This is a genomic window from Paenibacillus sp. S150 (genome assembly GCF_019352175.1).
GTDB lineage: Bacteria > Bacillota > Bacilli > Paenibacillales > Paenibacillaceae > Paenibacillus_AQ.
In genome coordinates, this window is record NZ_JACBYI010000082.1 from 1 (window position 1) to 6,217 (window position 6,217).

The window sequence follows — 6,217 nt, forward strand, 5'->3', positions numbered from 1 at the left end:
GTGAAAATGACAAATAACACTGAGCCTGAACAGAATTGCTGTCAGGCTAGCGTCTTTAGGCGCAGTTTGGCAACAAGGGGTTATACCCCAAGAGCAAACCACCCGTTGGACGGGTGGTCCTGATTTAGTGAATTATGCTTCTCGTCAATTGTGGATAAGGCAGGTATGAAGTTAGGGCAAAATTATAATGCGTCTTAATCGTGCCGAATGGTGCTGAGTTTGCTGAGTTGCTGGGTTGTGCGGAGTTTGCTGGGCCGTGCTGAGTTTGCTGAGTTTGCTGGGCCGTGCTGAGTTTGCTGAGTTGCTGAGTTGTGCTGAGTTTGCTGGGTCGTGCTGAGTTTGCTGAGTTGCTGGGTTGTGCGGAGTTTGCTGGGCCGTGCTGAGTTTGCTGAGTTGCTGGGTTGTGCGGAGTTTGCTGGGTCGTGCTGAGTTTGCTGAGTCGTGCGGAGTTTGCTGGGTCGTGCTGAATGGTGCAGAGTCTGCGGGTTCTATGTTTTGCAGGAGGAAGCGGGAATAGAGCGGGTCTAACCGAGGCCGCTACCGGGGCAGGGACGTGAAGTGGAATGGAGTAAAGTGGAATTCGCAAGAATTAGTACACTTAAATGGACGGAAAAGTCTTAAAGGAATCGTTGAAAAAGCTGGCTCCATCTAAAAATAGGGGCCGGCACTAAGTGCGGACATAGCGGAGGGCCAGAGGAATTCTGGAGAAACGATACTGTTCGCTTTTAAAGACCGGTTTCAACCAGTAGTCTTATTCCAATCCGGAAACCGGGCTTTAGCAGCGGCCGGAAGAACCCTCTGAACCCGCAGCGGACTTCATTCACATCGTCAACCGCTGATTTTGGTTTTGAGCCAAAAGGTAATTTAATGTATAGGAATGGAACCGGCGTACCTGAAAACGCTGATGGAATGCAAGGAGGTTCATAGGGAACGGAAGCGAAGTGTAAAAAGTAACACTAATGGGCTGGAATTCTGGCTTGAACGGGCTTTAGTGGGATTTTGTACACTTAATAGAGGCCTGCTCACCCCATACGGCTGATTTCAGCCGGATTAGTTGTACTTTTTCCCACTGGGGATGATCTACAATCCGAATGCGCTGCCTTAGTTATCCTTTTTACCACTAAAATGGCTGCCCTTTTTATGAATGTGTTTCAAGTTCATCTTAAATTAGGCGTATTCCCCGTAAGGGGGTGAAACGGATCGGTTAGGGATCTTTTTCCCGCTAAGAGACTGCGACGAAATAAAGTACCGCTACATTGTTGACAAAACTCCCAAAACCGTGGAGCTTTTGTCAACAAAAGCGGGTACTCATTTCCTCGCAGCTCCTAACGCAAGCGAAAAAGGGAAAGTGGGGATTGAGTTTCCTTTTTCCACTTGGGCTTAGGCCGCCGGGTCTGAGCAGGAAGGTCTGGAGGGACCGGGGAGGAAGAGCTTCAGCGGCCAGGGGAACCGGAGAGCCCGGGAACCGCAGCCGGCCTTACACCTGAAATGCAAACAGCTGCGCTGCCCGGTCAAGGACGGCATAGCCGGTTTGTTCAAAGATAAGAATTTATGTTTCACGCTATCAATTAGCCTCATCTTTCTCGCTGAAACGGGTACCGTCCTTATAAGGACGGCGAAGCCGTTTCCATTTGAAAGATCTTGGGGTCCCCGCCAAGTACCTGAGTCATCATCGAAGCCAAGGCCCCACTTTGTGGGGTTATTTTCTAAATCCAAAGCCCGGACAGCTCCAGGCGGTGAAGGGAGGAACGGTATGATAAAAGCTTTTTTGCTGGATGTGAACCAGAGGGATTTGTACAAGCTGTCTTATATGCTTCAGCATTCGGGAAAAGTCAATGTGATCGGGATGTCGGCCCAGCCTCAGGAGGCTGTGGACAAGATTATTCTGCTTCAGCCGGATGTGCTTTTTATGGATCTTCAGCTGCCGGGTCTGCAGGGTATTTTTGTGGCTGAGCTTGTGAAGCAAAAGGTCCCGCATATTCAGATTGTGGTGGTCACGGAGAGCAAGCAGCATGCGCTTTGGGCTTTTGATCAGGCCGTCGCCGATTATGTCCTGAAGCCGCTGGAGGAGGTCCGGCTGAGCCAGTCGCTGGAACGGCTGCGCAAGGGAAGCTGAAGCCGGAAGAAGGCAGCTCAGGGTCCATATTGCTGAATCAGGGTGCCGGAAATGTCTCCCCATGTTACAATAAATGAACAAGCAGAAAGGATGGGGTGATTTGAATTGAAGTATGATTTTAACCGTATTATTGACCGCCGCAATACCCGTTCATACAAATGGGACCAGACCGAGAAGCTGTTCGGAGACAAGGAGATTCTTCCGCTCTGGGTGGCGGATATGGACTTTGAGAGCCCGCCTGCCGTACAGGAAGCGATTCTGCGCCGCATACAGGAGGGAATATACGGCTACAGTGTAGCCAATGATTCCTACAAAGAGGCGATTGCCGGCTGGTACCGCAGACGCCATGACTGGGAGATCCAAAAGGAATGGATTATGGATTCCCCCGGAATCGTGACCTCGCTCAGCCTTTCGGTAGAGCTGTTCAGCAAGCCGGGGGATCAGGTGATTCTGCAGCCGCCGGTGTATTATCCTTTTTATGATGTGATCCGGATGAATGACCGCAAGGTGGCCGTCAACCCGCTGAAGCTCGAAGAAGGCCATTATGTCATGGATTATGCCCAGCTCGAAGAGCTGATGGCCGGCGGCGCCAGGCTGCTGCTGCTGTGCAGTCCGCATAATCCGGGCGGCAGAGTGTGGGAGCGGGAAGAGCTTCTGCGTCTCGGGGAGCTGTGCCTGCGGTATGGAGTGACGGTCATCTCGGATGAAATCCATTGCGATCTGGCAATGCCGGGCCATAAGCATATCCCCTTCGCTTCCTTGTCTGCGGAGCTGTCGGATATTACGCTGACCACGCTGGCGGCGACCAAGACCTTCAATCTGCCGGGCCTGCAGACCTCGTATATCGTCACCTCCAATCCGGACCTGAAGCGGAAATTTGAGTATAAGCTTAAGGCGCTCAGCCTGCACATGTCCGCTTTCTTTACGCCGGAGGCTGTGGAAGCGGCGTACAATGAAGGCGGGGAATGGCTGGACGAGCTTATTCAGCATATCAGCGGCAACGTGGAGTATGCCTTGGATTACCTCGGAGAGCACCTGCCCCAGGTGAAGCCGATGAGACCCGAGGCGACCTACTTGCTGTGGATTGATTGCCGCGCACTCGGACTGGATGCGGCTGGTCTGAAGCAGCTGATGTACCGCGAGGCCAAGGTGGCATTTAACGAAGGCTCTGTTTTCGGCACAGAAGGCCAAGGGCATCTGCGCATTAATCTGGCATGCCCGCGTGCCATTCTTGCAGAAGCGCTTGAGCGCTTCTCCACAGCGGCCGCCCCTTATGTAAAATAAGGAATTTTACGCTCTTTTCCATAAGCCCGCCGTATCCCTTTGGAGCATGCTGTTCGAGGGATACGGCGGGTTTATTTGAAAGATAAGAATTTATATGTTTTGGGGTCCCCGCCAAGTACCTGAGTCATCATCGAAGCCAAGGCCCCACTTTGTGGGGTTATTTTGCGTTTATCCGGCGAATGTACATTTTGCAAGATAAAAAGTGAATACCTAAATCCGGAATCAAATGTTATAATCAATGACATGAGAGCCGTTTTTGCCTATAACCCGAAACGGATGGTGTGTTTTGTGGCAGGTAATATTACATGTTTTGGGGTGGAGAAAGGAGGGCAGCAGCCATGCGGTTTGCGAAGTGGCCGGGACAGCAGCATCTGTTCGTGCGTTTGATGATTCCCTATATTTCCTTTATGATTGTTGCCTTATGCCTGGGCGGGCTGTTCTATAAAATGACCTATGATGTCGTCAAGGACGAGGTTACCGGCAGCAATATGCAGCTGCTGGAGCAGGTCAAGGAAACGATGGATATCCGCTTCTCCGAGATCAACACCATTGCGCTGCAGCTTCTGAACGATCCGATGGTGCAGAGCTTTGCGCGCGTGAGCAATCCGTTCAGCAACACAACCACCTACAAGGTGCTGGAAACGCAGAAGAACCTGTACAGCTACAACACCTCGAACAATTTCGTGCTCGATTACTATCTGATTTTCAAAAATAGCAATTTGGCGTTGTCCTCCAACTCCATTTATGAGCTTCCTTCTTTCTACAAATACGTATTGTCCAGCTCCGGTACGGATTATGATACCTGGCGGGGGGATCTGTTCAGCACCTACCGCAACCGTGAGGTAATGGCCTCAGGCTCGGCGCAGTATCAGGGCAAGCCCTACGATATGCTCACCTATGTGCAATCACTCGGGTATCCGGGCTATATTCAAGGCGCACTGGTCATTCTGGTGGATAACCGCAAGCTGAAATCGCTGCTCTCCGGCGTTGATGTTTCCGATGGAGGCTGGGTTTCGATTATTGACAACGAAGGGCGGGTCGTCAGCTCCTTGTCCGGGGACGGAACAGTTCCCAATCTGGAGCCCTCGGCCTATCCGGCTGCATCGGGCATTATTGAAGCCAGCGGCCGGACTAATGACATGATGGTGACCTATACGAAATCCTCATACAATAACTGGTCCTATGTGGTGGCACAGCCTCCTCATGTGGTGCTCGGCAAGGTCATTTCGATTAAAAAAATCACCTACTTTGTAGCGCTGGCCTTTCTGATGGTGGGCATGGTGCTCGCCTACCTGTTTGCTACCCGCAGCGGCAAGCCGCTGGTCCAGATTTTCTCCACGCTGACAGACCGGTCCAGCGGCCTGTCGCTCCGGCGGCCCAAAGACATGTACGGCTTCATCCAGAACTCCCTGTCTGCACTCATTGACAACAATGCCGCTCTGCAAGGGGAGATCACCCGGCAGGCGCCGCTGCTGTGGGAAAGCTTTTATGAACGGCTGCTCAAGGGCGAATTCCTCAGTCTCGATGAGATCAATACGCTGCTGAAGCACCAGCATATCGAAATTGACGGAGCCGCTTACGCCATCGGCATTCTCCATTTCCGCGGAGGGGACCGGGGGATCAACGCCGATGCCCTGCGCAAGCTGGACATTGAACGGGTACTAATCAAGGAAGCGCTGCGGCTGACGCTCGGCGACGGCCTGTATGTGCATGATGTCGCCGAGGACAAGATTGCGATCCTGTTCATTGACCCTGCAGGGGACAGCATCGTGTTCCGCCAGAAGATTGAGCAGGCCATCGCCGAAACAGCGGCTGAGATCGGGGAGCGGCTGGCACTTGGGCTGTATTTTGCCATCGGCGGCTTCCGGACTTCCTTGCTGGATGTATCAGGCTCCTATGAGGAGGCGCGACAGTCACTGTCGTCGATCACCTATGAGGAGATTGTGCAGACGGCCTGGTTCTATGATCTGCCCAGCGAGAACAGCCTGTTCTATTTCCCCGGTGAAGTGGAAAACCGGCTGAGCAATTATACCAAAGCGGGGGAATCCGAGGAGCTCAGGCGGCTGCTGGACTCCCTTTTCCGGGAGAACTTCCAGGAGCGGCATTTGCCGCTGGCGATGCAGCAGCTCTTTTGCTATGAGATGATCAGCTGTCTGGTTAAATTGCAGGAGCAGCTGATGCTGCAGTATCCCGAGAAGGTTGGGAGCCTGCTCCAGCAGCTGAGCATTACGGAGAATTTGCGGGAGGTGTACCGCGGTGCGGCGGAAATCTTCCTGTCCATGAGCGCAGAAGCCGACCAGCGCAAAAAGAGCCGGAATGTCAAGCTGATCGATTCCATTCTGGCGTATATCCAGGAGCAATTCGGGGAGGCCAATCTGAGCCTGGATGCCGTAGCGGACCATATGAATATCTCCAAAGGATATATGTCGCAATTTTTTAAAGAGCAGACCGGAACCAATTTCTCGGATTATCTGGAGAACCTGAGGATGAACGAGGCCAAAGCCTTGCTGGCGAATACCGGGCTGCCCATCCGGGATATTGCCGAGCAGGTCGGGTATCATTCCACGAACACGTTCTGCCGGGCCTTCAAAAGAGGCAACGGTCTCAGCGCCACGGCATTCCGCGATTCAGCCACTGGATGACAATGCAGCTCCATTTCATACCGAAAGGCCGGGACAAGCTCCTGGCCTTTTTTTAAGTACGCCCAGCATGGGCGTCATCTTTAGGGTGAAAGTCCCGAACGGGGGCTGGCGAGCGCCTACCGTTAGCCAAGGGCAAGGGTGTCCACCGTGAGGTGGAATCTGAAGGAAGCCGGAG

Annotated in this window: 3 protein-coding genes; all 3 read left to right on the plus strand. The window is 52.8% G+C overall.

The genetic code is table 11. The annotated features are described in order from the left end of the window. The first annotated feature begins 1,753 nt into the window (after positions 1 to 1,753). The 3 genes from HYD27_RS31515 (at position 1,754) to HYD27_RS31525 (ending at position 6,042) form a co-directional block, all read left to right on the plus strand. Complete coding sequence (locus tag HYD27_RS31515; RefSeq protein ID WP_219221728.1) at positions 1,754 to 2,116, plus strand: LytR/AlgR family response regulator transcription factor; 363 nt, start codon at positions 1,754 to 1,756, stop codon at positions 2,114 to 2,116. 105 nt (positions 2,117 to 2,221) lie between these two features. Further along, on the plus strand, positions 2,222 to 3,400 hold the full coding sequence (locus HYD27_RS31520) for a MalY/PatB family protein (RefSeq protein WP_219221729.1): 1,179 nt from the start codon (positions 2,222 to 2,224) through the stop codon (positions 3,398 to 3,400). Positions 3,401 to 3,738: 338 nt separating this feature from the next. After that, positions 3,739 to 6,042, plus strand: coding sequence for a helix-turn-helix domain-containing protein (locus HYD27_RS31525; protein WP_219221730.1), 2,304 nt, complete (start codon positions 3,739 to 3,741; stop codon positions 6,040 to 6,042). The last annotated feature ends 175 nt before the right edge of the window (positions 6,043 to 6,217 follow it).